Source organism: Marinobacter sp. M1C (assembly GCF_023314135.1).
In the GTDB taxonomy this organism is placed as follows: domain Bacteria; phylum Pseudomonadota; class Gammaproteobacteria; order Pseudomonadales; family Oleiphilaceae; genus Marinobacter.
In genome coordinates this window covers 3105529-3129101 of record NZ_CP092289.1, presented here as the reverse complement: position 1 = coordinate 3129101, position 23573 = coordinate 3105529, and the positions used below count along the sequence as shown (strand labels likewise).

Here is a 23573-nt window from a genome sequence, read left to right as displayed (position 1 = left end):
AGACACCAAGATGACCGTCGCGCGTTATCGATCCATTTTTCTGTTCGTTTTGCTCAGTCTGCTTGCCGTGTCAGTTCAAGCCGATACTGAAGAACAGTTGCGAGCCTATGTGAACGACAACACCCAACGCATGGTTGAACAGCTTAACCGGGAACGGGGGTTGTACCAAGACGACTCCGAAGCGTTTTACAGCAGCATGAACCAGGCTATGGAGGGTTTTGTGGACTTCCGCCGCATTGCTGCCCGGGTAATGGGTCGCTATGCCCGCCAGGCGACTCCGGAACAGCGTGATCAGTTTGTAGAAAAGTTCAAACGCAGCTTATTTGAGAGCTATGCCCAGGCTTTAGTAGAATCGCGCAACTTTCGCATCGAGGTGCTCGGCGCTACGTTCAACCCCCGCGATGATAACCGTGCGTCTGTGGATATGCAGGTGATTACCGAAACAGGCAATCGCTACCCTGTTACCTACTCCATGTACCGCGCCAAAAATGACCAGTGGATGATGGAAAATGTGATCGTGGAAGGGGTGAATATCGGACTGGCGTTCCGTGACCGGTTCAGTCAGGAAATGGAAGCCAACAGAGACCAGGTGCAGGTGGTGATCGACGGCTGGAATGATGCGGCTGAGAGCCTTAATCTAGAGCAGGCCATTGACGAAAAAGCAGGGCAACAATGAGCGTCAGTAATCCTCAGCCAACGCTTAATTTCAGCGACAACAACTTGACAATTGACGGCGAAGCCGACGCCATGGCCACTGCGGACCTGCGCCAGCGCGGAGAGGCTTTGTTGGCCGGGGCCAAAGGCGATATCACCGTGGACTTGGCAAAGTTGACTAGCGCTAGCAGCTCGTTGCTGTCGGTACTTTTGTGTTGGCAACGGTTCGCGCGCGAGCGCTCGCTGAACCTGCGCTTTGATCACCCCGGTGAGCGCTTGCTGGCGTTAGCTGCGCTGGCAAGTCTGAATGACGCATTACCAGGATTTTCTCCTGTCAGATCTGGCGTAAACGCGGATTAACCTGGCACGCATCGCTGGCGACCAGCATTGATGCGGATTATCCGATGCGAAAGCTGACCCCGGCTAAGGAATTGGTTACAATTCCGCCCCTTGATTTTTCAATGTCCGAGGAGTGTTTATGGATGTCGCCGAAATTACCACGCTGGTGCAGAATGAGCTGCCAGACTGTGAGATTCAGGTGCAGATTGACGGCTCACATTGCATGGTTGTGGCAGTGGGCGACGTTTTTGAAGGTTTACCAACCATCAAGCGCCAACAGCTGATCAATAAAGCGCTGTTTCAGATGATTATGGATGGCACCATTCACGCTCTGCATCCCAAGGCCTTTACTCCCGCCGAATGGGCTGCGCGCCAGGGCTGATAGCCCGCAAAATACAGGATACTATTTGTTGTGGATAAACTTCTGATTCGCGGGGGCAGGACGTTAGACGGTGAAATTCGCATCTCCGGCGCCAAAAACGCTGCTTTGCCGATCCTTGCTGCGACACTTTTGGCCGATGAACCGGTCACCATCAGCAATCTGCCGCACCTGCACGATGTCACCACCATGATTGAGCTGCTTGGCCGTATGGGCGTTGAGCTGATGATTGATGAGAAGATGAGTGTTGAAATTCACGCCAACACCATTAAGCACTTCCATGCGCCCTACGAGCTTGTGAAAACCATGCGCGCGTCCATTCTGGTATTAGGCCCGTTGGTAGCGCATTTTGGCGAAGCACAGGTTTCTTTGCCCGGCGGTTGTGCCATTGGTAGCCGCCCGGTGAACCTGCACATTCAGGGCCTGGAAGCCATGGGTGCTGAAATTTCCGTAGAAAATGGGTACATAAAAGCGAAAACCAATGGCCGCCTGAAAGGCGCGCACATTTTCATGGATATGGTGACCGTTACCGGTACTGAAAACCTGCTGATGGCAGCGACTCTGGCCGACGGCAAAACCATTCTGGAAAATTCCGCGTGTGAACCAGAAGTGGTGGATTTGGCTGAGTGCCTTATTGCCATGGGCGCCGATATTAAAGGTCACGGTACTTCTACTATTGAGATTAACGGTGTAAAGCGTCTGCATGGCTGCCACCATCATGTACTGCCCGACCGAATTGAAATTGGCACCTATCTTGTGGCTGCCGCTGCTACCGGTGGCAGAATAAAACTGAAAGATACCCGCGAAGGTTTGATGGATGTGGTGTTATCGAAGCTGGAAGAAGCTGGCGCCCACATTACCAGTGGTAAAGACTGGATAGAGCTGGATATGAAAGGCAAACGGCCCAAAGCCGTCAGTATTCGTACCGCCCCTTATCCTGCATTTCCTACTGATATGCAGGCCCAGTTTGCGGCCATGAACTGTATCGCTGAAGGTACGGGCACCATCATAGAAACGGTTTTTGAAAACCGCTTTATGCATCTGCAAGAGCTGATCCGCATGGGTGCCGATATCACCATGGAAGGCAACGCGGCGATTATAAAAGGCGTTGACCATTTGACTGGTGCACCGGTCATGGCCACCGACTTACGTGCCTCTGCCAGCCTTGTGATTGCGGGCTTGGTAGCCCGGGGCGACACGGTGGTTGATCGTATTTATCACATCGATCGCGGCTATGAGTGCATCGAGGAAAAACTGCAGTTGCTGGGTGCCAGCATTCGCCGTTTGCCGGGTTAAGTAACACGGCAGCAAAGAGCTAACGGGAAACCGGATACGATATGACAGATTCCATCACTATTGCCTTGTCGAAAGGCCGCATTCTGGAAGAAACCTTGCCCTTGCTGGCAGAAGCCGGAATTGAGCTGATCGACGACGTAAATAAGTCCCGCAAGTTGGTGTTTCCTACCACCAACGACCATGTGCGCGTGCTTATTCTTCGAGCCACCGACGTTCCGACCTATGTGCAATACGGTGCTGCTGACTTGGGCGTGACGGGCAAAGACACGCTGATGGAACACGGTGGTGAAGGCCTCTACGAGCCGCTGGATTTGAATATCGCTCGCTGCCGCCTGATGACCGCCGGCGCCAAAGGGTGTCCGGTCCCGACTGGGCGCTTAAAGGTCGCTACCAAGTTTGTGAATCTGGCGCGGCGCTATTATGCCGCTCAAGGCCGCCAAGCCGACATCATCAAGCTTTACGGCGCCATGGAGTTGGCGCCGATTCTGGGTCTGGCCGATGAGATCGTCGACATTGTTGATACCGGCAATACTTTGAAAGCCAACGGCTTGGAAGCGCGGGAATTGATCGAACATATCAGCACCCGATTAATTGTGAATCGTGCTTCCATGAAAATGAAACACGAACGTATAAAACCCATTATTGAAATGATGTCGGCTGCGGTGGAAAAGCGTCGATAGCTAGCGAGGACTGGAGTGGGCGCCCGGGAAGAGTTTTTTGCCCCGTTGTTTTGGAGTTAAGCAAGTGAGGGGCGGCTTTTCAAAACACGCTCAAGCACATCCATGTGACGCTTGGGCTCCGCCATCCATGGCTCCGCACAGTTTTGAAAAGCCGCCCCTCACTTGCTTTGCTGTACCTTAGGTGATGGCAAACTCTTTTCGGCGCGGGCTGCTTATTTTCTATAGCCCGCACTCTTTCACTCTCAGTTCTTATTCACTCTCAGTTTTATTAACTACAGGGTTTAGCACATGACCGTTAACATCCAGCGATTGAACGCCTCCGATGCAGGCTTTGACAGCGCGCTGTCTGCCCTGTTGGCCTGGGATGACAGCGTGGATCATCAGGTGAACGAGTCGGTGCGCCATATTCTGCACGAGGTGAAAACCCGCGGTGACGCGGCTGTTCTGGAGTTTACCGCCAAGTTTGACCGCCTGAACGTTAGCAGCGTAGCCGAGTTGGAAATGAGTCAGGAACGGTTGCAGCATGCCTTGAAAACCATTCCTCAGGACCAGCGTGATGCCTTGGAGCACGCGGCTCGCCGGGTGCGGGATTATCACCAGCGCCAGCGTCAGGAATCCTGGCAATATGAAGACGCCGACGGCACGGTGCTAGGGCAGAAGATTACACCGATTGATCGGGCAGGGCTGTATGTGCCCGGCGGCAAAGCGGCCTATCCGTCGTCGGTTCTGATGAACGCCATACCAGCAAAAGTCGCCGGCGTGGCCGAAGTGATTATGGTGGTGCCGACACCGGATGGCGTGGTGAATGACATGGTGCTGGCGGCGGCGGCGATTGCCGGAGTAGATCGAGTATTTACCATTGGGGGTGCTCAGGCAGTGGCCGCGCTGGCTTATGGCACTGACACGGTGCCGGCGGTGGATAAGATTGTGGGCCCGGGCAACATTTTTGTAGCGACTGCCAAGCGCGAGGTGTTTGGCACCGTGGGTATCGACATGATTGCCGGGCCGTCGGAAATTCTGGTGATTTGTGACGGTCAGACCGATCCGGACTGGATTGCGATGGATCTATTTTCCCAGGCCGAGCACGACGAGCAGGCGCAATCGATTCTGATCAGCCCCAGCGCCGAGTTTCTGGATGCGGTGGAAGCCAGTATTGAACGACTGCTACCCACCATGGAGCGGGCGGAGATTATCCGCACCTCATTGGCCGATCGCGCGGCTCTGATTCAGGTTGCCGATCTGGCAGAAGCGGCCAAAGTATCCAATCGAATTGCGCCGGAGCATCTGGAATTGTCCGTTGCTGATCCGCAAGCGTTGTTGGCGGACATTCGCCATGCCGGTGCTATTTTTATGGGCCGGTATACCGCCGAGGCACTTGGGGACTATTGTGCCGGCCCGAATCACGTGCTGCCTACTAGCGGTACCGCGCGCTTTTCATCGCCTCTGGGTGTCTATGATTTCCAGAAGCGCTCATCTATTATCGGATTTAGCGCCGAAGGTGCGAGCCGTATGGGGCGAGTGGCTTCCGTACTGGCCAGAGGCGAGGGCCTGACCGCCCACGCGCGCTCGGCAGAATACCGAATTCAGCAAGATTAGACGCCGCATTACCAACGGCCACCGCTACGGAGAACACACATGAGCAAATTCTGGAGCCCACTGGTTCACAATTTGGTGCCTTACATTCCTGGCGAACAGCCCAAAATCGCTAATCTGGTAAAACTCAATGCCAACGAGAACCCCTTTGGGCCGTCGCCCAAGGTCATCGAAGCCATTCAAGCCGAGCTTAACGACAATCTGCGCCTGTATCCGGATCCCGAGGGTCAGGCGCTGAAGGAAACCATTGCCACCTACCATGGTATTAAAGCCGACCAAGTGTTTCTGGGTAACGGTTCCGACGAAGTTTTAGCGCATGTTTTTTGCGCACTGTTTCAGCAGGACCAACCGATACTTTACCCGGACATCAGCTACAGCTTTTATCCTGTGTATTGCGCTCTTTACAACATCAAAGCTCGCAAAGTGCCATTGAATGACGAGTTTGCGATTGACCCTGATGATTACAGCCAGCCCAACGGAGGCGTCATTTTTCCCAATCCGAATGCGCCCACTGGCCGCTACCTGAACCTTACCGAGATTGCGGTGGTGCTAAAGGCCAATCCCGACCGAGTCGTCGTAATTGACGAAGCTTACATCGACTTCGGCGGCGAAACCGCCATTGACTTAATTGACCTTTATCCAAATCTGCTGGTTACTCAAACTCTGTCGAAATCACGTTCGCTGGCGGGTTTGCGGGTCGGTTTTGCTGCCGGTAATGCGGGACTGATAGAGGCTTTGAACCGGGTGAAAGACAGCTTCAACAGCTATCCTCTCGATCGCCTTGCTTTGGCGGGCGCACAGGCCGCGTATGAAGACGATGACTGGTTTCAGGACAGCCGAAACGGGGTGATTCGTGAGCGCGAGCGGGTTAGCAAATGTTTGCAGAAACTGGGCTTCGAGGTGCTTCCGTCCAGAGCTAACTTTGTGTTTGCCCGCCATCCGCAACGGGCTGGAGTTGATTTGGCGAACGGCTTACGAGAGCAAGGTGTGATCGTTCGGCACTTTAACAAGCCAAGAATCAATGATTTTCTGCGTATCACCATTTCTAAAGCGCCACAGAACGATGCTCTTTTGGAGGCGTTAAAAACACTCTGTGATACACGCTGATTATCGAGGTCTGGCACTGCTATGGCGCATAGAAACGAGATTATGGCGCTGCTGGAGAGCTGGCTGACGCCCGAAAAATTTCAGGATTACAGCCCTAACGGGCTTCAAGTGGAAGGAAAGGCCGAGATAAACACGCTGATTACCGGCGTTACAGCCTCACAGGCGCTACTGGATGCGGCGGTGGAGTTGAAAGCAGATATGGTTCTGGTGCACCACGGTTATTTCTGGAAAGGTGAAGACCAGCGTGTAGTGGGTATAAAGCGCAATCGCTTGAAAACCCTGCTGACTCACGAGATCAATCTGGTGGGTTATCATCTGCCGTTGGATGATCATCCGCTGTATGGTAACAACCGCAATCTGGCCCGGGTGTTAGGTATTGATAGCCCGGAGCCTTTGAACGGTCTGGTGTGGCGTGGTGAGTTTGCTCAGGCGTTAACGCCTCAGGCGCTAAGCGAGCGTATTTCGGGTTGCTTGCAGCGGCAACCTTTGCATATTGAGGGCGGACCAGACCTGATCAAAACGGTGGCTTGGTGCACCGGTGGTGCGCAAGGATTTATTGATACTGCGGCGGATGCGGGGCTGGATGCTTACATAAGCGGAGAGATTTCAGAACCCACGACTCATATCGCCAGAGAGCGGGGGATTCACTATTTTGCGGCTGGGCATCACGCCACCGAGCGTTACGGCGTTCAGGCGTTAGGGGAGGCCTTGGCGAAGGAGTTGGGTCTGGCCCACCGGTTTATCGAGTGCGATAACCCGGCTTAGGCCAGCATGTTCTCAGGCTTTTGCTTTGGCCCTAGCTTTGGCTTTTTCTTTCAGACCGTAATCTTCTGCCAGCGTGCCAGAACCGTCAGGGTCTTTTGGCGCATAGTCGCGAGGCGGTTCTGAACCTTCTTTGCGCTCATCTTTCAGGCGTTGAGCTGAGTTCTGCTCTAGCTCATGGATCAGCTCGTCGTCGTTACACAGGCGAGTTGCGCTTTTGGCCATGTGCTGATTAACATCGCGATAGCTGTCATTGAAGCGGCGCAGTAGGTGGGCGGACTCCATAAAGTGCTCGTTAACCTGCGCCTGATAGCGGGTATATTCGTTGCGCAGCTCATCAACTTGCTGCTCGGTGCGACGTTGCCGCAGAGATGAGCCTTGCCCGGTAGAGCGGCCCAGCAATACCCCGATCAGAATGCCAACCACCAGGGCGGCAACTGCTGCCATAATCAGGTTTGTCATAAGTTGCTTTGTCCTTTTAAAAATAGTGAACCGTAGAACAGGTAATGAGTATAACGTCACTGACTCCATACGCCCACGACAAAAGCTTGAGCCAATCGTCTTATTGTCGCGTTGTGGCACCACATGGCGAAAAAACTCAAATTGCGCGAGAATGCAGCGCCAAAATCGACCAGTAACCCTTGGAAACCACAGATGACAGCGTCTATGCCCACTGCCAGTTCAATCAATATGCCACCCTGGCAACGCTACCAGCAGGACCTCCAACGTCCGGAGTTCCTGAGTGATGCTGCACAGGAGGATGCCGTAAAGCGTCTTCAATCACTTTACGACAAACTGTTGGCAGCGGAAAGCTCCCGCGACAGCAAGATGTCAAAATTGCGTCGCAAGCTGGGCAAGGGAGCGGGCAAAAAGGAGCCGATCACCGGTCTGTATTTTTGGGGCGGCGTTGGACGCGGAAAAACCTATCTGATGGACACATTTTTTGAGGCCCTGCCGTTCGAACGCAAAATGAGAGTGCATTTTCACCGCTTTATGCAGCGCGTTCATAATGAACTCAAGCTGTTGAAGGGGCAAAAGAATCCTTTGGAACTTGTGGCCAAAAAATTTGCCGATGAAACCCGGGTTATTTGTTTTGACGAGTTTTTTGTGTCCGACATTGGTGACGCGATGATACTGGCCACCTTAATGCAAGGTCTGTTCGAGCGTGGCGTTACTTTGGTGTGCACGTCTAACATTGTTCCTGACGGCTTGTACAAAGACGGTCTGCAGCGGGCGCGCTTTCTTCCGGCTATTGAGCTGGTAAAAAAACATACCGATGTGGTGAATGTAGATGGCGGCGTAGATTACCGCTTACGCACGCTGGAACAAGCCCAGCTTTATCATTCGCCGCTGGGGGCTGAAGCCGATGCCAGTCTGACCAAGAGTTTTGAAAATTTGGCGGTGGAAGCAGGCAAGCACAGTAAATCGATGGAAATAAACGGCCGCAAGATTCCAGCCCGTGCCCATGCCGATGACGTGGTGTGGTTCGATTTTGAAGCTGTTTGCGACGGTCCTCGCAGCCAGAATGACTATATCGAATTGGCCCGCCAGTTCCACGCCATTATCATCAGCAATGTGCCGCTGTTGGGTAAGGACAGAGACGACCAGGCTCGACGCTTTGTCAATATGATCGACGAATTCTACGATCGTAATGTAAAGGTTATTATTTCGGCGGCGGTGCCAATCGTAGAACTATACGCCGGCGGCCGGCTAAACTTCGAATTTGAGCGCACTGAGTCGCGCTTGCTGGAAATGCAATCCAAAGACTACTTGGCTGCGCCCCATAGACCATAAGTTTTTGTGCAGTGCCTGAGGGCTGAAATACGCTTGAGCGAGCTTCCGTTAATAGCAACCATGTCAAGCGCTCCGTATTGGTTGTTAAAAGCACGCAGTGGTTACCGCATGGGGCCAGGCGATGGCCTCAGGACCACATGTTTTTTGACGGTTTGGAAGATGCTGAAACGGGCTGTTTGATAGGTACTTTTGCGCAAGAAATGGCCGATAAAAAAGGTTATACCCGAGAAGGCATGGATAACTACGCCATCAGCTCCCTCAATCGTGCGCAACGCGCAATTGAACAGGGCCACCCCGTAGGCTCAATAGGTTCGCGAATTTTGGTCACTCCGATGTAAGCGCTGCAGCGCTGCGGCAAAAAGAAAGGTGCTGCGGCCCTGTGTATTGGCGGTAGTGAAGCAACTGCGATGGCGATCGAAATGTTATAAGGCGGAGGTGGGGCTGGTTGGCGTTAAAAAAACGGGTGGTTGCTTAATCGCAACCACCCGTTTTTTTAGGGTGCCTTGGGGCTATTTATGTCTTGAGTCTTTAGCCGGTTTGCATTTTTTTCGACTGTTCGTGCGCCAATGCCTTTAACGTTGGTCAGGTCTTGGGTGCTGGCGAAAGGGCCGTTAGCCTCTCTGTATTCCACAATTGCTTGGGCTTTGCTTTGGCCAATGCCTGAAAGCGAGGCCAGGCTGGTGCTGTCGGCGGTATTGATATTGATGCTCGCCGCCTGAGCAAAGGCAAAGCCGGACATCAGGCTTAACAAAAGAGTAAGCGTAGCGAGCAGTGAGCTGCGTTTCATGATTTAACTCCGGACGTTCTCGTCGGTTGTTGTGGTTAGTATCCACACGGCGCCACGGGACTAAACCAGAGCCGAAAAGGGCAGGCGCAACTTCAAGAGATAGGAGAGTAGGTTGCTACGGGGCGCACGGCACAGCTGACATCCTTGCCAGCTGTGTTGCCCGTGACTATGACCCCGGCCTGATCCATCAGGCTTCACCCATCCTGGGCGCATCTTCCCTGAATTCCATCCTTGTATGCCCGACTCCTTCGAGCGCCCCCGGTTCCGTGGGGTTTCTTCCATGTGTTAGCATTCCGTGCCAGCGTGTCATCCTTGACCGTTAAAGTGTAACCAATTTCGCTACGCTTTGTTGTAAGCCTTTTACCCTTTGTTGTGTAAGTTCAGGCTTACAAAAAAGCGCACAGAGCGTATGTCAGATCATATATCCACTCCAGCGCCCAGCTCCGGTACCTCGGCGTCCCACCTGAGGGTTTCATGCAGGCGACGGCGCACTTGGTCGCTGGCAACCATTCAAGAATCTCGTTGTAGTCGCCGTGGGCCGACAGTAACGTCAGATTATGTATTTGAGCCTTCACCGGCCAGTATTCACCGTGGAGTTTTACTTTGCTGGCTTCGTTAACCTTCATGCAGAAAAACCAGCGTATATCTCTGCCGATAACGTCATTAAGAAATCAGTGACAATTGATAATGCCTTAACAGAAATGGTAGAGGTTTTGGAGTCTGAAGTAATTGTAAGTTTTAATACGGTGGATATTTCATTAATACTTTGATTTGGCGTTACTGATTCATTACTATTGATATCGACATTTTGGTGACTACATACAATTGGTATATTGTCATCGTTCATATCAGGCACTTCAGACCTTAAGGTTTAAATTTCATGGCGAAAATTAACGATTATTATCAAAAGAAGCAGCTGATGGAAAAGCTGGCGGCAGAGCTGGAGAAGCTGGAAGAAGATCAAGCACTGAAAAGTGAATTGGCGTTTGAAAACAAAGTTCGTGAATTGATGGGCGAATACAACAAATCGCCGAAAGACGTCGTGCAGATTCTGGCCGCGATTGATCCGTCTATTGCTTCGTTATCAACCGCCACGACTGGCGGTGGTAATCGTGCCAAACGCCCGGAAAAAACTTATCGCAACCCGCACACCGGCGAAGTGGTTAAAACCCGTGGCGGCAACCACAAGACGCTTAACGAGTGGCGTGAAAAGCACGGAAAAGAGGCAGTACAGAGCTGGCAGGACTAGTCTGCCAGTCATAATCCGGCTGCAGTCATAGTGTGCAAAAAACCGGAGCGCTTATTTACCAGCGCTCCGGTTTGCGTTTCTGATGGCAAATATTATTATTGGGGCTCAAGTAGTTACTGGTCAGCCGCAACCAGCATCAAAAACGGCCACTAGAAAGTAACAATCTGATTGCGCCCACCCTGTTTCGCGGAGTACATAGCTTGGTCTGCCTGCTCTAACCAAGCCATATAATTTTTTGAATTATCGGTGAGAGGCGCGATGCCAATGCTGACGGTGTAGCTAATGTCGTGGCTATCTACTGTGACCGTTTCCCGTGAAATGGCGCTCAAAATACGCTCACAAATAGTGAGAGCCCCTTCAGTATCGGTTTCTGGCAGAATAATAGCGAACTCTTCCCCGCCATAACGCCCGGCGCTGTCTGAATGGCGCAAGTGTCTGCGGGTTGTTGCCGCGGTGTGGCGAATCACTTCATCTCCTACCAAGTGACCGAAGCTATCGTTAATGGCTTTAAAATGGTCAATATCAAACATCACCAATGTGCTGTTGCCACCGTAGCGCCGATGGCGTGAAAATTCCGCATCCAGTAGATTTTCCCAGGTGCCGCGGTTAAATAGTCCCGTCAATTTGTCGATCATGCTTAGCTTGGCAAGTTGATCGTTAGCGCGCTCCAGTGCCCGTTTGCTGCTGGCAATATCGGTAACGTCGTAGATCATCAGGCACACTTTTTCTACTTTCCCAGACGGGCCGCATAGCGGGCTGATGGTGAGGTTCTGATACATGAACTCTTCGGTACCGGTAATTGGCCGGGTATTGCGAAAGCGCAGCAGGTAAGGGCGCTGCTCCCACGACGTAAACGCGCGAGTGTTCAGCAGGGTCACGGCTTCAACTTTACTGCTGAGCCAGGCGCGGGGGATGTCCGGGAACAGCTCGAACAACACCTGATTGTGAATTTTGCTGGCGGTCATGCCGCTGTGATGCTCCATGAAGCCGTTCCACATCTGCACGCGGAACTCCAAGTCTAGTACGACCAGGCCAACCTCCACAGACTCAACCATGTCAGCCATCCAGTGGAACGAGCTTACGCTTTCCGAGTTTAATGATGGCATTCGTTACTCCGCCAGGTATTGTAAACGTTGCTGCAAAAATGGCAGCGAATCTTCGGTAAAAAGCACAAGCATGTCACATTGAATATTATGGTTTTCAATGGTGTAAGTGATTTCAATGCACAACAGTTGCTGCTCGTGATTATAATGGTGGTCCAACAGCTCGGCAATCTGTCGATGCTGGCCTAGTACCGTTGGGAGGCTAAGGCCCAGCCGTAAATTCATCTGATCGCCAATGCCTTTCAAAAATGCGCCGAACAAAATGCTGGACATGTCCATTAGCACTTCAATATTGACCGCCGGGCCGTCCAGATTGTCGTAGTGCAGCATCTCTGCCATTTCGCGAAAACTGCTGTCTGCGAACAGCAGCATAGCTTCGCCGGCAACTCCGGCTCCGGTGAAGCCCTGGCATACGGCCGAATAATGCGCTTCATCATCCGCCGCGGCGATGGTCATGTGCAGTTCGGAACTGGCAATAAAAGCCACTTTCGGTATCGGCTGGCGCACGAAAATACCCAGTAAACGTGCTAACAGATCTGATGAGCGCCCCATGGCGATATTGGCGATTTCCCGCAGGTAGTCATTCAGCAATAATTGCAGGTCAGGGTTGGTGTTTGCAGAGTGGCTCGGGGTGTCGGTCTCCGGCTGCGAGCCCGAAGGTGGAGCAGTTGAAGGTTGAGGTTGCTCCGGCTCGCTGTAAATGCCGTACTGGGCAAGCAGCCCTGCAACCGCTGACGGGGCTGTCGGTTTGTTAAGAAAAGCCACGGCCCCCAAACTAAAAACCCGGGCCTTTGCCTGGGGCTGAATGTCACCAGACACCACAATGGTCAGCAGCTCGATCTGTTCGCTGCGAAGATGCGCAAGCACTTCGTAGCCGTCCAGGTCGGGCATATTCAGGTCCAGAAACAGTAGGTCTGGCACGTTGTTGCGTATATGGGCGAGTGCTTCACTGCCATTGCGGCAGAAGCTGACCTGATGACGCAATGCGGTTGGCAGCGCTCGGGCCATCTGTTTGCGAGCCATCTCGGAATCGTCGCAAATCAGTATGTCAGGTAACATATGCAAATCCAGGCAAAATGGAAGTGTTTGGATGTTACAACAGTGAAGCCTCGTATGTACATTGGTGCTACGTTAATTGTATGAGATCTGTACATATATAAATGGCCGGTGCTTTTGTGTAAGCCGGCTACAACCGGGCGCGGGCAGTATTTTCTGTCAGAATCAGCGCCGTATTATTTGCAGGAGTTTGCGGTTTTGACCCCCACATTTTACTGGCACGATTATGAAACCTTTGGTGTCGACCCATTGCACGACCGACCCTGTCAGTTTGCAGGTGTCCGCACTGACAGCGAGCTCAGTATTATTGAAGAGCCTTTGGTTATCTTCTGCCGGCCATCTGATGATTATCTGCCGGCCCCTGAAGCCTGTCTGATTACCGGGATAACACCGCAGCAAGCCACGCAGGAAGGCTATCCCGAGGCCGAATTCATTACGATGATCAACAGCGCCTTCAGTCAGCCTGGCACCTGTGTGGTGGGCTATAACAGTTTGCGTTTTGATGATGAAGTAACCCGCAATACTCTGTATCGCAACCTGCGGGACCCTTACGGTCGGGAATGGCAAAATGGTAATTCGCGGTGGGACCTGATTGATGTGGTGCGCCTGGCTTATACGCTGCGTCCAGAAGGCATAGAATGGCCGCTAAAGCCCGATGGTAGCCCGAGCTTTCGCCTAGAAGATTTGGCCCGAGCCAATGGCCTTGAACATGGCCAAGCCCATGATGCCATGTCTGATGTAACCGCAACGCTTGCGCTGGCGCGACTGATCAAGGAGCGCCAACCCCGGTTGTTTGAATTTGCGCTGGCCAACAAATCCAAGCAGGCGGCCCGCAAAATGCTGGATACCTCCACACGAAAGCCAGTTTTTCACGTGTCCGGAAAGTACCCGGCCAGCCAGGGCAGTTGCGCGCTGGTAGCGCCAGTTGCCGAACACGCCAGCAACAAGAATCAGGTGATTGTTTATGATTTGCGCGAAAATCCTAATGAACTGATTAAAGCCAGCGTTGAGCAGATTCGCGAGCGGGTTTTTACCGCGCAGTCTGCGTTACCGGAAGGCATTCGCCGATTCCCGCTAAAGGCGATTCAGCTGAACAAGTGCCCGGTATTGGCGCCGGCGACCATGCTGGCGACGCTCTCGCCGGAACGTTTGCAACAGCTGGACCTCGATGGTGAGCAGATGCGTCGCCATCTGGCCATTCTGCGCCAGGCAGGGCCAGATTTTGGGCAGCGCGTGGCCGCTGCTTTCGAACGTGATTATGACACCAAGCTGACGGATCCGGACGAACAGATTTATGCGGGCGGCTTTCTCAGCCCGGGGGACCGTGGGCAATTGGATCGCGCGCTGGCAATGGAGCCGCAGCAGCTTGCCGAAAGCGAATTCCAGTTTACCGACCAACGCTTGGCCGAAATGCTGTTTCGTTATCGTGCTCGCAATTATCCGGATACCTTGAGCGGTGAGGAAATGCAGCGTTGGGAGCAGTTTCGCGAGCAAAGATTGACCCAGCCAGCGAAAGGTTGGTTGTCACTTGCCGAATATGGCGCGGAACTTCAGCGCCTGATGGCGAAGCCAGATATAACTCGGCAACAACGGCACATTCTCGAAGAACTGCACTTGTATGGTGAAGCTATTTCCCCTTACTTGTAGAGGCAACGAATAACGGGCCGCTAAGGCCCGTTGTGTTTTCCTGATTCGCGTTAGTCAGAGTTGTCGCAATCAGCGCCGGCGCTGAAAATACACGCTCAGTTGCTGGCCTAGCAGACTCTGAACGTGACTGCCTAAGGCTTCCTCGCGAATCTGCTGCTGTACCGGGCCGGTGGCCAGGCTGTGACCGTCTTCGTCGCGGGCCTTGACCAGCTTCCACTGCACTTCGTTACTGACCATGGCCAGCACAGATTTCAGTTGCTGTTCGCTCTGTGGCCGGAACCAGCGGTCGTGACAACCGCCCAGACTGTAGAAATTTTCATCTTGCAGCAGGCTCTGCCAAACGTCGCCTAAGCGATTATTCAACACCATGCGCCGCAGTTGCTGCAACGTATTACGGCGGGGCTCTAAATTGTGCTCGCTGATAAGCCGGCGTATCTGCTTGTCGCCACGGGTTTGCTCGGCCATATCGGTGTGCAGATGGACGACTGCGCCAGAGGCGGCAACCTGGTCCACCAGGTTGGCCAGCGACAGGTCAGCCATTGCTGGCGAGGGCAAGCGGCCTATTTCGACCCAGTGCACCTGATGGCCGTCGGCAATAAAGCGCTGCGCCAACGACCATGGCCAGAACACAATGTTATCAATATTTGTCGCCTCGGCCATGGCGCTGCCGCGGGCTACATTCGCCAAGGATTCGTCCACCGCGATGACTTCCACATCGCTTAAATAACGCGCCAACTCTAGCGCTCGTTGGCCGCTCTGGCAGCCGCACACCATCAGCCGCAATGTGGCCGGCAGCTGCTCGACAGGCAGGCCTAATTCGTTGGCCATCAGCGCTCGGAGGCTGGTTTCAGTGTTGTTGTTGAGCTCTGTCCAGGCCGGCCAGGCTTGGGGTGTGTCGTCGCGATCCAGATGCAGCTCGTCCGCTTTCTCTGCAAAATCCTGTTTCACGGCTTCTTCCCAGGCACGGTCGTAATAACTTGCGGCCATCAGTGGTTGCATCGCCAACGGCCAATCCACCAGATTCCAATGCCCCAGCGCGGCGGCAAAATCCTGATGGAACAGAGCGCCGTAAAGCGCGCTGATAATGATCGAGCCGGCCAGAGCCTCCGGGCTGTCTCCCTGATTGAATTGTGCTCGCAGATTGGTGTTTAGGGTCGCTGCCAGTTGCTGTTCATCTTCTTCGGTGGCCAGCGCGTAACCGGTTCGTTCGGCGTAGCGACCCAGCCCGAGTGCGAGCTGTTGCAGCCCATCCTCTAGCTCGCCACTGTCGGCAATGTGCTTTACCAGCTGGTGTCTCAATGAGGTGATCAGTGATTCCACAGCAGGGTCGGGCAGAAGGATCTGGTTTAACGCCAGAAGCAGCAGCTCGTCGCTGGCTGCAACGGCCAGCTCATCCATTGCGCCGGTTGTATCTGGTGCTGTTGTGTCTGTTGAATAGTGCTGGCGTAGTATCTCACAGACAAAGCGTCCAATTTTCTGGTGCGCCAGGTGGCTCTGGTTGAGCAAGGTAATGGCGTCTACACGCAGCAGCGGATCAGCGTTATGAACGCTAAGGTCGCTGGCACACTCCAGCATCGCACTGTAAACCCTGGTGCTGGCGTGGCCGCTGTGAATCAACGTGCGGTAATGTAGATAGGCGACATCAAATTGATTCTGAAGCCGTTTTGCATGGGCTATGCCACTAAATGCGGAAGCAGATTGCCGTTCGTGCTGCAACGCCTGGGAAAAATACTGCTCGGCCTGAGCCGGGCGCTCAACTTTCAGCGCCCAGTAACCCAGGTTGATGTATTGCTGTGCTTGGTCGGGGTGCAGTTTCAGGCTGGTGTTAAACAAGGTGTGGGCTTTTTGCAGATTGCCGTCGTCCATCTCCACTCTGCCCATCAAACCTTGCGCCTGGGCATTTTCGGGTGCCCGCATTAACAGGCTTTGCAGCTGTTCACGGCATTCGATACGCGCGGCCACGCGCTGAGCGTAGGCTGTGTCGCTTTGGTTAGAGCGGCTATAAGTCTCATTGGCCAGCAGCAGCAGCCGGGCTGTTTCGGTTTGGTGAGCGGGATTGTGACGGGCTTCGGACTGTGCGTGCATGGGGCACCTCGTGTTCGCATAAAAAGCGGCAAAACCCTGCAGTTTTGCCGGCATTTAACTGTGTGTTGATGAGGAACTTGCGAAACTTGTGCCAGTTTTTGCGAAACCCTTGCCAATTCGGCGCTGAATCAGTGGGTCAGGCAGAAGGGTGTGTGCCAAGCGCAAAAAAGCACGCTGTGTGTGGCTTTGTGGCGGCTGATTTAACGGCAGATTTCCGGTAGAATCATGCCACTGTTTTAATCATCACTTGCCAGAGCGAGTCCGCATTTCATGGAAATCAATCCCATTGTTATGAAGATCAAAGAACTTCGTGAGCGCACTGAAGCGCTCAGGGGGTATCTTTGACTACGACCAGCGCAGCGAACGTCTGACCGAAGTAGAGCGCGAACTGGAAATGCCCAGCGTTTGGGAAGATCCCGAACGGGCGCAAGCTTTGGGCAAAGAGCGCTCTGATCTGGAACTGATCGTGTCCACCATTGACCGGCTAACCAGCGGCCTGACCGATGCCGACGGTCTGCTTGAAATGGCCGTTGAAGAAGACGACGAAGCCACGGTTGCCGACATCGAAAACGATCTTGCCGAGCTGGATGCAAAGTTGGAAAAGCTCGAATTCCGTCGTATGTTTTCCGGTGAAATGGACGCCAACAACGCCTATATGGACATTCAGGCCGGCTCTGGCGGCACCGAAGCCCAAGATTGGGGCAATATGCTGCTGCGTATGTATCTGCGCTGGGCGGAGCGCCGTGGTTTTAAGGCCGAGATTGTTGAACTGCAGGAAGGCGAAGTGGCGGGTATAAAGAGCGCCACACTTCATATTCAGGGCGAGTACGCCTTCGGCTGGTTACGCACCGAAACCGGCGTGCATCGTTTAGTACGGAAGTCGCCGTTTGATTCCGGCAACCGTCGGCACACCTCATTTTCATCGGTGTTTGTGGCACCTGAGGTAGACGACAGCTTTGTGATTGAAATCAATCCGGCGGACTTGCGGGTGGATGTGTATCGCGCGTCCGGTGCTGGCGGCCAGCACGTTAACCGCACCGAGTCGGCCGTGCGCCTGACCCACAACCCGACCGGCATTGTTGTAGCCTGCCAGGCCGGTCGTAGCCAGCATCAAAATAAAGATCAGGCCATGAAACAGCTGAAAGCCAAATTGTTCGAACACGAAATGCAGGCCCGTAACGCCGAGAAGCAAAAGCTGGAAGATTCCAAGTCTGATATTGGCTGGGGCAGTCAGATCCGCTCTTACGTGCTGGATGACAGCCGTATCAAGGATTTGCGCACCAAGGTAGAAACCAGCAATACCCAAGCAGTATTGGACGGCGATATCGACAAGTTTATTGAAGCCAGCCTGAAAATGGCGCTCTGATTCAGCGCCGCTCTTTTATGATCCGGACTAACCCGATTCCTATTCCCAGTGAGCCAAAATGACTGAACAAATGCACAATGCCCAGCCCGATGCCCAGCCTGATGAGAACAAGCTGATTGCCGAGCGCCGCGCCAAACTGGCGGATATTCGCGAGCAGGGCAATGCGTTTCCCAACGATTTTCGCAGAGACAGTACCGCCGCCGAGCTGCTGGAAAAATACGCGGATTATAGCAAGCAGCAGTTGGAAGACATGGCGATTCCTGTGGCCATTGCCGGCCGCATGATGCTGGATCGCAAGGCATTTAAGGTAGTTCAGGACGTGACTGGCCGAATTCAGGTGTACGCCTCCAAAGACGTGCAAAAGGCCACAAAGCACTGGGATCTGGGGGACATTATCGGGGTTCGCGGCATATTGGCGCGCTCGGGCAAGGGCGACCTTTACGTCACTATGGATGATTACCTGCTGCTGACAAAATCGTTGCGCCCGCTGCCGGAAAAACACAAAGGCCTGACCGATACCGAGTCCCGCTATCGTCATCGCTATGTGGATTTGATGGTCAACGAAGACAGCCGTCGAGTATTCCTGGCGCGTTCAAAAATCATTACCGTCATGCGCCAGTTTTTTGCCGATCGTGACTTCATGGAAGTTGAGACCCCCATGTTGCAGGTGATTCCCGGTGGCGCTGCCGCACGGCCGTTTATGACCCATCACAATGCATTGGGTATTGATATGTACTTGCGCATTGCCCCGGAGCTGTACCTGAAACGCCTGGTGGTGGGCGGTTTTGAAAGAGTATTCGAAATCAACCGTAACTTCCGTAACGAGGGGCTTTCTACCCGTCACAATCCGGAATTTACCATGGTCGAATTTTACCAGGCCTACGCCGACTACAACGACCTGATGGATCTGACCGAAAACATGCTGCGCAGCATTGCCGAGCAGGTTTTAGGCTCCAGCCTGGTGGTGAATACGGCGGTTGACGCCGACGGTAACGAAAGCAGCATTGAATACGACTTTGGTAAAACGTTTGATCGGCTGACCGTTGTTGACGCTATTGTGCGCTACAACGAAAACGTCAGCGCCGAACAACTGGCGGACGAAACCTTTGCGCGGCAGATGGCGAAAGACCTGGGCGTTAAAGTGAAGGACAGCTGGGGCCTTGGTAAAGTGCACATCGAAATTTTCGAGGAAACCGCCGAGCACCGCCTGATGCAGCCCACGTTCATTACCGAGTACCCGAAAGAAGTGTCACCGTTGGCCCGCTGCAAAGACAGCAATCCGTTTGTTACCGAGCGTTTCGAATTCTTTGTCGGTGGCCGCGAAATTGCTAACGGCTTCTCTGAGTTGAATGACGCTGAAGACCAGGCCGAGCGTTTCCGCGCCCAGGTGGCGGAAAAAGACGCAGGCGACGACGAAGCCATGTTCTATGATGAAGATTACATAATGGCGCTGGAATACGGCCTGCCTCCCACCGCGGGTGAGGGCATTGGTATCGACCGTTTAGCCATGTTGCTGACCAACTCCGCCTCTATCCGCGACGTTATCCTGTTTCCGGCCATGCGCCCGGAACACAAAGCGGACAGCAAAAAGAGCGAAGGCTAAGCGATGACGCCGCTACAGGGGCTGGCGCAGCAACTGCTGCCGGGCCGCGGCTGGTCGGAACAGCTGGCAGAAGAGTTCAGGCAGCCGTACATGGCGTCTTTGGCGCAGTTTTTAGCCGCAGAGGAAGCGGCGGGTAAGAACATTTACCCACCGGTGCACCAGGTATTTAACGCGCTGAACAGTACGCCGTTGGGACAGGTGAAAGTGGTGATTCTGGGGCAGGATCCCTACCATGGGCCGGGCCAGGCCCACGGTTTGAGCTTTTCGGTGTTGCCCGGTACTCGTACACCGCCATCGCTGGTGAATATGTTTAAAGAGATTCGCAGTGACCTTGGCATACAGCCGTCAGCGCACGGGTGTTTGCAGGCCTGGGCCGACCAGGGCGTATTGCTACTGAACAGCGTCTTAACCGTCGAGCAGGGCCGTGCTGGTGCGCATCAAGGTATGGGCTGGGAAGAATTTACCAACTCTGTGATCTCAGCAGTCAATGAGCAGGCCCAGGGAGTGGTGTTTATGCTTTGGGGCAGTTACGCCCACAAAAAGGGTCGCGGTATTGATCATCAAAAACATCGGGTGCTGGAAGCGCCGCATCCATCACCCCTGAGCGCCTATCGCGGTTTTTTTGGTTGCCAACATTTTTCCCGGGCCAATCAATGGCTGGGTGACAAGGGTCTTGGCGCTATTGACTGGGCGCTTCCCCAGCGCTCGTGATTTTTCTCTTTTTGGCTTTGTGAAACGGCCAGCGCCTGAGCGCCACCTCAGATGACCAAATGCCTTTTCTACTTGGTGCAAATATTGAAGATGGGCTGGAGATATTTGATCTCTCCACTGACGAGCATAATAGGACGATGCTCGCTTGCAATCTGTTGCTGGCTGTCATCGCATTGGGAGGTCGAAACCGACAGAGGTGTGATGACAAAAGACCTAATCGGGCACAGGCAGAATCTGATTGATGAAAAACGCTTCATTGGTAGCCGGCAGCTGCACGCAATCACATACTCAAATAAGCCTCCCGTACTTTCTCTTCACTGAGCAACTCACTATTAGAGCTCTCCCGTGATTCGTTGGCCTATGATCTTCACCAACGGTCAAGCTGAAGGCCGTGCTGATTGAGATAGTCGCCATGCTCTTTCAGGTATTCATCAACCCATATTGAGTAGTCGTTTTTCTCATCGTCAAAAGGCACCGCCTTATAACGCGCTACTTCGATGGCGGTCTCACCCCAATTCATAATCCATAGGACAACCGTGCCCCCGGGGGCGAGCCCCAGAACCAGCGTGTCACGTGGCATGTTGACGGTCTTGCCTTTTCTCTGAACCGGAGCAGGTTGCTCCATACGCTCACGCAAGGCTTCCGGGTCGGGTATGTGGATAAGTCTGGCGTAAGACTGCTGTTCGGCAAGTGAAAACCAACTGATGTAAATATAGTCGGGCATGGGTTCCAGCTCGGGACCGTTACTCAACCCCGGACTATTCCAACAGCAAGTGGTGATGCCTACTGGCCACCACCAGGCTCGCTCGCCGGACGCCTCCAATTCCAGAGATTTTCCCCAGACATCGTAGTGCCGGGGCGCGATGACCTGGAGCTGATACGTTACAGGGCGATCCCATTTGGGAGTGCTCGCTATGGAGCAGCCGCCCGACAACGCACTCATAAAGAGTATCGTTGCAAACATCACGAACCTCTTCATCATTTGAGCCCCCTGTTTGGATGGATGTTTCACACGCCACCGGGTGCGGGTTTGAATGGGAAAAGTGGTCCGGCGGTCTGATAATGGGCCGAGTGGTGAATGTAGCGTTGGCGAAGTAAGGCTTCTTCTTTGGGCATTAATTGCAGTGGATGACCTTCGTTGATGTGATGGGTGATCTGGGTGGCGATGGGTTTCAGTTCGTCGGGCAGGGCATATTCCTCCAAGGCAGGGTTCAATGTGTCAAACGGCACACCCGCATCTTTCGCCAACCGATACATTTGCCGCAGGGCTACACGGGAATATTTGGCTTGTACTCGCCGGTCCAGCCAGAGTTGGAACTGCAATTCGACTTCGCTTTCTTTTAGCCTCCGCCGGTAGGCTTCTTCAACCGTTAACGTGGCTTCAGGGTTATTTGGCCCCAGCCAACCTTGATCAATCAACTGCCTGCGCTCCATCAGTACTGTTGCGTACTCATAGCTTTCTCTGGGGTGGCGGCCGAGGAACTTACGGGACTGGGCTACTTTAATGTGTTCGTGGAAATTTTCGGGGTAGCCACCGCCAATGTCGGAGTGCGCCCCGGGCAGCACCCACGCGCGCCGGTAGAAAACCATCTTTACCATCGGTCAAGCTGAAGGCCGTGCTCCTTGAGATAGGAGCCATTATCCGATAAATAGCGTTCAGTTCTCTTCTCATAATACTCAGGGTGAGTGTCTATTTTGACTGCTTTATAGCGTCCCACTTCGATGGCGGTTTCACCCCAATTCATAATCCATAGGACGACTGTGCCACCAGGAGCAAGCCCCAGAACCAAGTTGTATCGGGGTAAGTTGTGTAGTTTTCCCCACTTGTATACAGGTGCTGGCTGCTCCATTCGCTCGCGCAAGGCATCCGGGTCAAGGATGTGGATCAGCCGGGTATAGGATTGCTGTTCGGCAAAGGAAAACCACGTTACGTGGATATAATCGGGCATGGGTTCCAGTTCGCCCTCCCCTGTTCCTGGACTTTTCCAGCAACAGCCGGTGATGCCAACCGGCCACCACCAAGCTCGCTCACCTGTCGCTTCAAACTGTAATGTCTTGACCCAGGCGTCGTAATGGCGTGGGACAGCCACTCGAACATCGTACGTAACCGGGTAATCCCATTTGGGAGTGCCCGCTAGAGTGCAGCCACCTGACAGGGCACTTGTGCAGAGTACTGTTGCAAGCATTACGAGCTTTCTGATCATTTGAAGCCCCTATTTGGATACACGCCCCGCACGCCACCGGGTGCGGGTTTGAATGGAAAAAGTGGTCCGGCGGTCTGATAATGGGCCGAGTGGTGGATGTAGCGTTGGCGAAGCAGAGCTTCTTCCTGCATAGACAATTGCAGTGGCTGACCTTCGTTGATGTGACAAGTGATCTGGGTGGCGATGGGTTGGAGTTCGTCGGGCAGGGCATATTCCTCCAAGGCAGGGTTCAATGTGTCAAACGGCACCCCCGCATCTTTTGCCAGCCGATACATTTGCCGCAGGGCTACACGGGAATACTCGGCCTGTACTCGCCGGTCCAGCCAGAGTTGGAACTGCAATTCGACTTCGCCTTCTTTTAGCCTCCGCCGGTAGGCTTCTTCAACCGTTAACGTGGCTTCAGGGTTATTTGGCCCCAGCCAACCTTGATCAATCAACTGCCTGCGCTCCATCAGTACTGTTGCGTACTCATAGCTTTCTCTGGGGTGGCGGCCGAGGAACTTACGGGACTGGGCTACTTTAATGTGTTCGTGGAAATTTTCGGGGTAGCCACCGCCAATGTCGGAGTGCGCCCCGGGCAGCACCCACGCGCGCCGGTAGAAAACCATCTTTACCATCGGTCAAGCTGAAGGCCGTGCTCCTTGAGATAGGAGCCATTATCCGATAAATAGCGTTCAGTTCTCTTCTCATAATACTCAGGGTGAGTGTCTATTTTGACTGCTTTATAGCGTCCCACTTCGATGGCGGTTTCACCCCAATTCATAATCCATAGGACGACTGTGCCACCAGGAGCAAGCCCCAGAACCAAGTCATATCGGGGCAAGTTATGTAGTTTGCCCCACTTGTGCACGGGTGCGGGTTGTTCCATGCGCTCGCGCAAGGCATCCGGGTCAGGGATGTGGATCAGCCGGGTATAGGATTGCTGTTCGGCAAAGGAAAACCAGGTTACGTGGATATAATCGGGCATGGGTTCCAGTTCGCCACCGCCTCTCCCCAGATCTTTCCAGCAACAATTGGTGATGCCAACCGGCCACCACCAGGCTCGCTCACCTGTCGCTTCAAACCGTAATCTTTTGACCCAGGCGTCGTAATGACGTGGGACAGCTACTCGAACGCCGTACGTTACAGGGCGATCCCATTTGGGAGTGCTCGCCACGG

Annotated in this window: 26 protein-coding genes and 1 pseudogene; 15 read left to right on the top strand and 12 right to left on the bottom strand. The window is 53.6% G+C overall.

Annotation, left to right across the window (positions count from 1 at the left end; translation table 11 throughout):
* The first annotated feature begins 10 nt into the window (after nucleotides 1-10).
* From MIH19_RS14655 to MIH19_RS14620, 8 genes are all read left to right on the top strand, one after another.
* Nucleotides 11-676 carry an ABC transporter substrate-binding protein gene (locus tag MIH19_RS14655; RefSeq protein WP_249005564.1) on the top strand — a complete coding sequence of 222 codons (666 nt, stop codon included), beginning with the start codon at nucleotides 11-13 and terminating at the stop codon, nucleotides 674-676.
* Nucleotides 673-1014: an STAS domain-containing protein gene (locus MIH19_RS14650; protein ID WP_249005563.1), complete on the top strand. Its 342-nt coding sequence runs from the start codon at nucleotides 673-675 to the stop codon at nucleotides 1012-1014. The genes MIH19_RS14655 and MIH19_RS14650 overlap by 4 nt, the downstream gene beginning before the upstream one ends.
* A 118-nt stretch (nucleotides 1015-1132) precedes the next feature.
* Complete coding sequence (locus tag MIH19_RS14645; RefSeq protein WP_249005562.1) at nucleotides 1133-1375, top strand: BolA/IbaG family iron-sulfur metabolism protein; 243 nt, start codon at nucleotides 1133-1135, stop codon at nucleotides 1373-1375.
* Between the two features lie 30 nt (nucleotides 1376-1405).
* Nucleotides 1406-2668, top strand: coding sequence for a UDP-N-acetylglucosamine 1-carboxyvinyltransferase (murA, locus tag MIH19_RS14640; protein ID WP_249005561.1), 1263 nt, complete (start codon nucleotides 1406-1408; stop codon nucleotides 2666-2668).
* Between the two features lie 41 nt (nucleotides 2669-2709).
* Nucleotides 2710-3348 carry an ATP phosphoribosyltransferase gene (hisG, locus tag MIH19_RS14635; RefSeq protein WP_249005560.1) on the top strand — a complete coding sequence of 213 codons (639 nt, stop codon included), beginning with the start codon at nucleotides 2710-2712 and terminating at the stop codon, nucleotides 3346-3348.
* A 288-nt stretch (nucleotides 3349-3636) separates the two neighbouring features.
* Nucleotides 3637-4944 carry a histidinol dehydrogenase gene (gene hisD, locus MIH19_RS14630; protein WP_249005559.1) on the top strand — a complete coding sequence of 436 codons (1308 nt, stop codon included), beginning with the start codon at nucleotides 3637-3639 and terminating at the stop codon, nucleotides 4942-4944.
* Nucleotides 4945-4983: 39 nt separating this feature from the next.
* Nucleotides 4984-6048 carry a histidinol-phosphate transaminase gene (gene hisC, locus MIH19_RS14625; protein ID WP_249005558.1) on the top strand — a complete coding sequence of 355 codons (1065 nt, stop codon included), beginning with the start codon at nucleotides 4984-4986 and terminating at the stop codon, nucleotides 6046-6048.
* Between the two features lie 21 nt (nucleotides 6049-6069).
* Nucleotides 6070-6813 carry a Nif3-like dinuclear metal center hexameric protein gene (locus tag MIH19_RS14620; protein ID WP_283164058.1) on the top strand — a complete coding sequence of 248 codons (744 nt, stop codon included), beginning with the start codon at nucleotides 6070-6072 and terminating at the stop codon, nucleotides 6811-6813.
* Between the two features lie 12 nt (nucleotides 6814-6825).
* Here the strand turns inward: MIH19_RS14620 and MIH19_RS14615 are convergent, their stop codons facing one another.
* Entirely contained in the window at nucleotides 6826-7272 is a 447-nt protein-coding gene (locus MIH19_RS14615) for a DUF1043 family protein (RefSeq protein ID WP_249005557.1), read from the bottom strand.
* A gap of 228 nt (nucleotides 7273-7500) precedes the next feature.
* Between MIH19_RS14615 and zapE the strand changes: the two genes are divergently transcribed.
* A complete protein-coding gene (gene zapE / locus MIH19_RS14610) occupies nucleotides 7501-8604 on the top strand; it encodes a cell division protein ZapE (RefSeq protein ID WP_249009016.1) in 1104 nt (367 codons plus the stop codon).
* Between the two features lie 51 nt (nucleotides 8605-8655).
* Nucleotides 8656-9032, top strand: a pseudogene (locus MIH19_RS14605) (hypothetical protein); the annotation flags it as partial.
* A gap of 65 nt (nucleotides 9033-9097) precedes the next feature.
* On the opposite strand, the gene MIH19_RS14600 reads toward MIH19_RS14605, so the two are convergent.
* The 3 genes from MIH19_RS14600 to MIH19_RS14590 all read right to left on the bottom strand — a co-directional run bounded on the left by MIH19_RS14600 (nucleotide 9098) and on the right by MIH19_RS14590 (nucleotide 10238).
* Nucleotides 9098-9391, bottom strand: coding sequence for a ComEA family DNA-binding protein (locus MIH19_RS14600; protein WP_349292875.1), 294 nt, complete (start codon nucleotides 9389-9391; stop codon nucleotides 9098-9100).
* Nucleotides 9392-9777: 386 nt separating this feature from the next.
* The gene (locus MIH19_RS14595) at nucleotides 9778-10017 is read right to left on the bottom strand and encodes an MBL fold metallo-hydrolase RNA specificity domain-containing protein (protein ID WP_249005556.1); all 240 of its coding nucleotides are present in this window, start codon (nucleotides 10015-10017) and stop codon (nucleotides 9778-9780) included.
* Nucleotides 10014-10238 carry a hypothetical protein gene (locus MIH19_RS14590; RefSeq protein WP_249005555.1) on the bottom strand — a complete coding sequence of 75 codons (225 nt, stop codon included), beginning with the start codon at nucleotides 10236-10238 and terminating at the stop codon, nucleotides 10014-10016. Before MIH19_RS14590 ends, MIH19_RS14595 begins: the two co-directional genes overlap by 4 nt.
* 33 nt (nucleotides 10239-10271) lie before the next feature.
* Between MIH19_RS14590 and MIH19_RS14585 the strand changes: the two genes are divergently transcribed.
* On the top strand, nucleotides 10272-10640 hold the full coding sequence (locus MIH19_RS14585; protein ID WP_249005554.1) for a histone-like nucleoid-structuring protein, MvaT/MvaU family: 369 nt from the start codon (nucleotides 10272-10274) through the stop codon (nucleotides 10638-10640).
* Between the two features lie 149 nt (nucleotides 10641-10789).
* Here MIH19_RS14585 and MIH19_RS14580 read toward each other — a convergent pair whose 3' ends face one another.
* Nucleotides 10790-11746, bottom strand: coding sequence for a sensor domain-containing diguanylate cyclase (locus MIH19_RS14580; RefSeq protein WP_249005553.1), 957 nt, complete (start codon nucleotides 11744-11746; stop codon nucleotides 10790-10792).
* Nucleotides 11747-11749: 3 nt separating this feature from the next.
* On the bottom strand, nucleotides 11750-12802 hold the full coding sequence (locus MIH19_RS14575) for a response regulator (protein ID WP_249005552.1): 1053 nt from the start codon (nucleotides 12800-12802) through the stop codon (nucleotides 11750-11752).
* Between the two features lie 195 nt (nucleotides 12803-12997).
* On the opposite strand from MIH19_RS14575, the gene sbcB reads away from it, so the two are divergent.
* Nucleotides 12998-14446 carry an exodeoxyribonuclease I gene (sbcB, locus tag MIH19_RS14570; RefSeq protein WP_249005551.1) on the top strand — a complete coding sequence of 483 codons (1449 nt, stop codon included), beginning with the start codon at nucleotides 12998-13000 and terminating at the stop codon, nucleotides 14444-14446.
* A gap of 69 nt (nucleotides 14447-14515) precedes the next feature.
* Here the strand turns inward: sbcB and MIH19_RS14565 are convergent, their stop codons facing one another.
* Nucleotides 14516-16531 carry a hypothetical protein gene (locus MIH19_RS14565; protein WP_249005550.1) on the bottom strand — a complete coding sequence of 672 codons (2016 nt, stop codon included), beginning with the start codon at nucleotides 16529-16531 and terminating at the stop codon, nucleotides 14516-14518.
* Nucleotides 16532-16801: 270 nt separating this feature from the next.
* On the opposite strand from MIH19_RS14565, the gene prfB reads away from it, so the two are divergent.
* The 3 genes from prfB to ung all read left to right on the top strand — a co-directional run bounded on the left by prfB (nucleotide 16802) and on the right by ung (nucleotide 20211).
* Nucleotides 16802-17897, top strand: a protein-coding gene (prfB, locus tag MIH19_RS14560) for a peptide chain release factor 2 (protein ID WP_349292874.1) whose coding sequence is annotated in 2 segments (ribosomal slippage) — nucleotides 16802-16873 and nucleotides 16875-17897 — 1095 coding nt in all. Because the reading frame shifts where the segments join, the coding sequence is not laid out codon by codon here.
* Nucleotides 17898-17955: 58 nt separating this feature from the next.
* A complete protein-coding gene (gene lysS, locus MIH19_RS14555) occupies nucleotides 17956-19500 on the top strand; it encodes a lysine--tRNA ligase (RefSeq protein ID WP_249005548.1) in 1545 nt (514 codons plus the stop codon).
* A gap of 3 nt (nucleotides 19501-19503) precedes the next feature.
* Nucleotides 19504-20211: a uracil-DNA glycosylase gene (gene ung / locus MIH19_RS14550; RefSeq protein WP_249005547.1), complete on the top strand. Its 708-nt coding sequence runs from the start codon at nucleotides 19504-19506 to the stop codon at nucleotides 20209-20211.
* Nucleotides 20212-20578: 367 nt separating this feature from the next.
* Here the strand turns inward: ung and MIH19_RS14545 are convergent, their stop codons facing one another.
* Genes MIH19_RS14545 through MIH19_RS14525 form a run of 5 tightly spaced genes read right to left on the bottom strand, consistent with a single transcriptional unit; the run spans nucleotide 20579 to nucleotide 23571 of the window.
* Entirely contained in the window at nucleotides 20579-21193 is a 615-nt protein-coding gene (locus MIH19_RS14545) for a DUF2931 family protein (RefSeq protein WP_249005546.1), read from the bottom strand.
* A 26-nt stretch (nucleotides 21194-21219) separates the two neighbouring features.
* Nucleotides 21220-21810: a DUF2235 domain-containing protein gene (locus MIH19_RS14540; protein WP_249005545.1), complete on the bottom strand. Its 591-nt coding sequence runs from the start codon at nucleotides 21808-21810 to the stop codon at nucleotides 21220-21222.
* The gene (locus tag MIH19_RS14535) at nucleotides 21804-22415 is read right to left on the bottom strand and encodes a DUF2931 family protein (RefSeq protein WP_249018559.1); all 612 of its coding nucleotides are present in this window, start codon (nucleotides 22413-22415) and stop codon (nucleotides 21804-21806) included. Before MIH19_RS14535 ends, MIH19_RS14540 begins: the two co-directional genes overlap by 7 nt.
* The gene (locus MIH19_RS14530) at nucleotides 22412-23032 is read right to left on the bottom strand and encodes a hypothetical protein (RefSeq protein ID WP_249018599.1); all 621 of its coding nucleotides are present in this window, start codon (nucleotides 23030-23032) and stop codon (nucleotides 22412-22414) included. The genes MIH19_RS14535 and MIH19_RS14530 overlap by 4 nt, the downstream gene beginning before the upstream one ends.
* Complete coding sequence (locus MIH19_RS14525; protein ID WP_249018557.1) at nucleotides 23026-23571, bottom strand: DUF2931 family protein; 546 nt, start codon at nucleotides 23569-23571, stop codon at nucleotides 23026-23028. The genes MIH19_RS14530 and MIH19_RS14525 overlap by 7 nt, the downstream gene beginning before the upstream one ends.
* Nucleotides 23572-23573 lie beyond the last annotated feature (2 nt).

Excerpts from the sequence above, each read along its gene's own strand:
- MIH19_RS14535 (WP_249018559.1), bottom strand. The coding sequence starts at position 22,415 with ATGATCAGAAAGCTCGTAATGCTTGCAACAGTACTCTGCACAAGTGCC.
- hisC (WP_249005558.1), top strand. The coding sequence starts at position 4,984 with ATGAGCAAATTCTGGAGCCCACTGGTTCACAATTTGGTGCCTTACATT.
- MIH19_RS14530 (WP_249018599.1), bottom strand. The coding sequence starts at position 23,032 with ATGGTAAAGATGGTTTTCTACCGGCGCGCGTGGGTGCTGCCCGGGGCG.
- hisG (WP_249005560.1), top strand. The coding sequence starts at position 2,710 with ATGACAGATTCCATCACTATTGCCTTGTCGAAAGGCCGCATTCTGGAA.
- MIH19_RS14565 (WP_249005550.1), bottom strand. The coding sequence starts at position 16,531 with ATGCACGCACAGTCCGAAGCCCGTCACAATCCCGCTCACCAAACCGAA.
- MIH19_RS14540 (WP_249005545.1), bottom strand. The coding sequence starts at position 21,810 with ATGGTAAAGATGGTTTTCTACCGGCGCGCGTGGGTGCTGCCCGGGGCG.
- lysS (WP_249005548.1), top strand. The coding sequence starts at position 17,956 with ATGACTGAACAAATGCACAATGCCCAGCCCGATGCCCAGCCTGATGAG.
- MIH19_RS14595 (WP_249005556.1), bottom strand. The coding sequence starts at position 10,017 with ATGAAGGTTAACGAAGCCAGCAAAGTAAAACTCCACGGTGAATACTGG.
- MIH19_RS14600 (WP_349292875.1), bottom strand. The coding sequence starts at position 9,391 with ATGAAACGCAGCTCACTGCTCGCTACGCTTACTCTTTTGTTAAGCCTG.
- MIH19_RS14580 (WP_249005553.1), bottom strand. The coding sequence starts at position 11,746 with ATGCCATCATTAAACTCGGAAAGCGTAAGCTCGTTCCACTGGATGGCT.
- zapE (WP_249009016.1), top strand. The coding sequence starts at position 7,501 with ATGCCACCCTGGCAACGCTACCAGCAGGACCTCCAACGTCCGGAGTTC.
- MIH19_RS14645 (WP_249005562.1), top strand. The coding sequence starts at position 1,133 with ATGGATGTCGCCGAAATTACCACGCTGGTGCAGAATGAGCTGCCAGAC.
- MIH19_RS14545 (WP_249005546.1), bottom strand. The coding sequence starts at position 21,193 with ATGATGAAGAGGTTCGTGATGTTTGCAACGATACTCTTTATGAGTGCG.
- MIH19_RS14575 (WP_249005552.1), bottom strand. The coding sequence starts at position 12,802 with ATGTTACCTGACATACTGATTTGCGACGATTCCGAGATGGCTCGCAAA.
- MIH19_RS14655 (WP_249005564.1), top strand. The coding sequence starts at position 11 with ATGACCGTCGCGCGTTATCGATCCATTTTTCTGTTCGTTTTGCTCAGT.
- ung (WP_249005547.1), top strand. The coding sequence starts at position 19,504 with ATGACGCCGCTACAGGGGCTGGCGCAGCAACTGCTGCCGGGCCGCGGC.
- MIH19_RS14615 (WP_249005557.1), bottom strand. The coding sequence starts at position 7,272 with ATGACAAACCTGATTATGGCAGCAGTTGCCGCCCTGGTGGTTGGCATT.
- MIH19_RS14620 (WP_283164058.1), top strand. The coding sequence starts at position 6,070 with ATGGCGCATAGAAACGAGATTATGGCGCTGCTGGAGAGCTGGCTGACG.
- hisD (WP_249005559.1), top strand. The coding sequence starts at position 3,637 with ATGACCGTTAACATCCAGCGATTGAACGCCTCCGATGCAGGCTTTGAC.
- MIH19_RS14585 (WP_249005554.1), top strand. The coding sequence starts at position 10,272 with ATGGCGAAAATTAACGATTATTATCAAAAGAAGCAGCTGATGGAAAAG.
- MIH19_RS14590 (WP_249005555.1), bottom strand. The coding sequence starts at position 10,238 with ATGAACGATGACAATATACCAATTGTATGTAGTCACCAAAATGTCGAT.
- MIH19_RS14650 (WP_249005563.1), top strand. The coding sequence starts at position 673 with ATGAGCGTCAGTAATCCTCAGCCAACGCTTAATTTCAGCGACAACAAC.